We start from the raw sequence: 3666 nt of genomic DNA on the forward strand, positions 1-3666 counted from the left end.
GGGTCATATCCCTGCACATACAAGCGGCCCAATTCTTTAAGATTGTTCATAAATGAGTCCGGATTCGACCGATTGCGCGAAACGAGCTCATCCGTGATCCGGTCGCCTCTGACGCTGAGAGCAGATTCGCCGGTCACTCCGCCCTGATCTTGAGGCTCGGTCGCGCAGGATATCACCGTTTCCAGCGCTTGAAGAAGCTCTTCCCGGCTGCAGGCGGCCAGAGCACAGCGAAACGGATAATGGCTGCGGCCCGCGGACAGCGTGTAGGCAATATCCGCCAATCCGGCGCCGCCCCCGTCATGCTCAAGCCAGTGCTTCAACCCGGACAGCCTACGGCTTAATGCCTCTTCGGTCTTCGCCGAGAGCGGAAACAGGTAGCCGGGAGTGTGCGCTTCGCCCGCCGGACGGTGCCTTAGCGGGGGCTCTTCCAGAATCATGTGGCAGTTGGTTCCACTGAATCCGAATGAGCTGACTCCTGCCCGCAGCGGTACGCCGGCGTCGGACCGCCAGTCCGTCAGCGTTGTATTTAGATAGAACGGGCTGTCCTCCAAACGGATATGTTCGTTGACCTGTTCCACATGAATAGTAGGGGGGATTTGCCGATGCTTCATGGCCATTATAATTTTGAAGATTCCACCCATGCCTGCCGCCATAATCGTATGCCCGACATTCGGCTTATGCGAACCGATCGCACAATACCGTTTACGGTCGGTAAACGTCCGAAAGGCTTCTGTCAATGCCTTAATCTCAATGGGATCCCCCAGCTTTGTGCCGGTTCCATGGGCCTCGATATAGCTGATCGTTTCCGGCGATATATCTGCATTGCTGTACGCCTCCTCAAGCAGCGCCTTTTGCGACAGCATGCTTGGCGCCGTAATCCCCTTCGTTCTGCCGTCCTGATTCATCGCCGATCCTCTAATGACACCGTATATAAAGTCCCCCTCGGCCAAGGCGTCTGCCAATGATTTAAGCACTACCGCGCCTACTCCCTCACCGGCGACTATTCCATCGGCCGAATTGTCGAAGGTTTTGCATTTGCCGTCCGGCGAAAGCATATTCGTCTTGGAGGCCATAATATAAAATTCGGGAGAGCTTAGTGCGAAGACGCCTCCCGCCAAAGCCATCTTCGACTCTCCTTTACGGATACTTTCACATGCCAGATGGATGGCAACCAGTGAAGAGGAACAGGCTGTATCAATGGACAGGCTTGGGCCTTTCAGGTTCAAAAAATAAGAAACCCGTGCCGCGAGAATCGCCATATCATTGCCGAGGAAAGTTTGCGAACGGATTTCTTCCGCTTCCAGTGTCCGGTCTTTGTAGTCCGACGCTCGCCCGCCGACGAACACGCCGATTTTTTGGCCGGAGAGCCGTTCCTCCGGGAATCCGCCATCTTCAAACGCCTTGAAGGCCTCCTGCAGAAACAGCCGTTGCTGCGGATCCATAAGCTCCGCTTCCAACGGCGAAATATTGAAGAACAACGGGTCAAATGCCTCAATGTCGGCAAGCAAACCGCCCCATCTGCTAACCGATTTATTCCGCTTTGCAGGATCGCTGTCGTAATAATCATCGGTTCTCCAGCCATCACGGCTAATTTCCTTGATGCAATCGTCCCCGGCCTGCAAATGCTGCCAAAACTCCGCCACGGATTCCGCGCCGGCGAACCGGCCCGATATACCGACAATGGCAATGTCATCCGGCTTGCCCGATGCAGCGGGAAAGGCTGGGGCAACTTCGACGCTTCCCTCTTCTTCGGAGGTGGAAGCGGCCTGTTGAATCTGCGGCAGCTCCCCCTCTCCGGCAAGCTGCCTATGGATAAATGGAACCAATTCCTTAATTTCCTGGTAATCAAAGATAACCTCCACTCCCAGTTGAAGGCCAAACTCGGCATTCAGCCCCTCCACCAGTTCAACCGTCAGGAGTGAATTGATCCCCATCTCAACAAAGCTTGCATTTGGGTTAGCCTCCGGCCGCTCTTCTCGCAGCAACCTGGCAAGAACCATCCTCAACCGGTCTTCAACGGCGGCCAGACCCGTCTTCTGTATCTCCTGGCCCAAGTCCCGAACCTGATTACGCTGCCGGACATCCCCTTCAGCCGGCTTATATTCACTGATATGCGCCGCCAACTCAAAGACATTCTGGTAATCGAATATAACCTCAATCCCCAGGTTCAGCGCCAGCCGCTCATTGATGGTTTCCACCAGTTCGACCGCCAGAAGCGAATTGATCCCGAGTTCGACAAAGCTTGCCTCCGCATTCAGAGACTCCGGTGCCTGTATTAAGCCGTCCAACACTGCCAGTAACTCCGCAGTGATGGCTTCCTGCTGCCATGCGCGATCACTCTTCAACATACAAGCCTCCTATCTTTTCTCTATTTCCGGCCGGCGGCCAAATACAGTTGGCGCAGAATGGAGTGCTGCTCGTGCCGAATCATATTCCTCCAGGCATAGGCGATTTGGGCAAGGGTTTTGCTGGGCAAGAATCCGTCCTTCACCAGCTTTGTCGGAATACCGATCCCTTCGGATTTCAGGAACATCTCATCCCCGAGCAGTCCGCTGTGAGCGCAGATGACCTCGAAGTCGATTTCTGCAAAACCACCTTGCCGCAGGACGGACGGAAGTTGCCGTCCGAACCGCGGGCTGCCCCCCTCTGCAATCCGCGATTCGCAATAAGCTTCATATAACAACTGCAGTTCAGGAATGGACGGGTAAGTCATGATGTGCATCTCAAAGTCATTATCCACAAAAACCGCCGTCCCACCGGGCTTCAATATCCGCTTTACTTCGCGGACGGCGCTCACCGGATCGGGCAAATGCTCCAGCACGAGCCGGGTGACTGCAAAATCAAATGTATCATCTGGCAATCCGGTTTCCATAATTGAACCATCCAGAATCTGGCAGCGGTCGCCGAATGACGAGAGCGTATGCTCCCGGGCATAATCAGCAAGCAGCGGATCAATCTCCACCGCCACTGCCCTTGTATGGGGGAATTGCCGCAGAATATTTTCCGTAACATAGCCGGGTCCGGCGCCCAGTTCAACTACCGAGTGACCGTCCCGCAAGCCAAATTCCACATAATGCTTTACTTCCTTTTCCCAAAATAATGCGACCTGCCCTTGCAGCCGCTGTATCTCATGCTGGACGCTGCTGGCAACAGTCGATATTTGATAAGATCCTTCTGCGCTCATGCTCATGCTCCCCTTCCGCCGCGTTTCAATGGCTCCAAAAATTCCAGCATATGCTCTGCGACGCTGTTCCATTGCGGGGACAGCATCATATCATGGCACAGATGCCGGAACATCAGCGCTTTCGTGCCATAGGTTCTCGCCACATTTTTGGTGGTTCGTACCGGAAAAAACCAGTCCTTTCGGCCCCCCAGCACAAGCAGCGGAATATCCATTCCAAACGCCTCCGGCACAATCGGTTTGGCCAACTCGTTGCGCACCCTTTTCGATTCCGGTTGTATCTTTCCAATCCATGCCGCGAGCCGCCCGGGTTCCGTCCGTTTAGAAAAGAAAATTTGTGGCGGAACGGCCACATCCGCACCTTCGTTAAACAATGTCATGTCCTTGACCGCCTTGGAATGAAATAACGCCACCCTCTTCAGATCTTTCAGCATCCCGCTGGGTGGAACCGTTGCCATTAATACCGCCGCAACGGCAGGGGGCGG

2 protein-coding genes and 1 pseudogene are annotated in these 3666 nt (G+C 54.6%); all 3 read right to left on the reverse strand.

What is annotated here, in order from left to right; genetic code table 11:
• The coding region (locus tag L696_RS0104050; RefSeq protein ID WP_025682499.1) for a type I polyketide synthase at positions 1–2348 on the reverse strand (2348 nt) is incomplete at its 3' end.
• Positions 2349–2368: 20 nt separating this feature from the next.
• The gene (locus L696_RS0104055; RefSeq protein WP_025682500.1) at positions 2369–3184 is read right to left on the reverse strand and encodes a class I SAM-dependent methyltransferase; all 816 of its coding nucleotides are present in this window, start codon (positions 3182–3184) and stop codon (positions 2369–2371) included.
• A gap of 2 nt (positions 3185–3186) precedes the next feature.
• A pseudogene (locus tag L696_RS30830) lies at positions 3187–3666 on the reverse strand (hypothetical protein); the annotation flags it as partial.

This window comes from Paenibacillus maysiensis, from assembly GCF_000520815.1.
GTDB lineage: Bacteria > Bacillota > Bacilli > Paenibacillales > Paenibacillaceae > Paenibacillus > Paenibacillus maysiensis.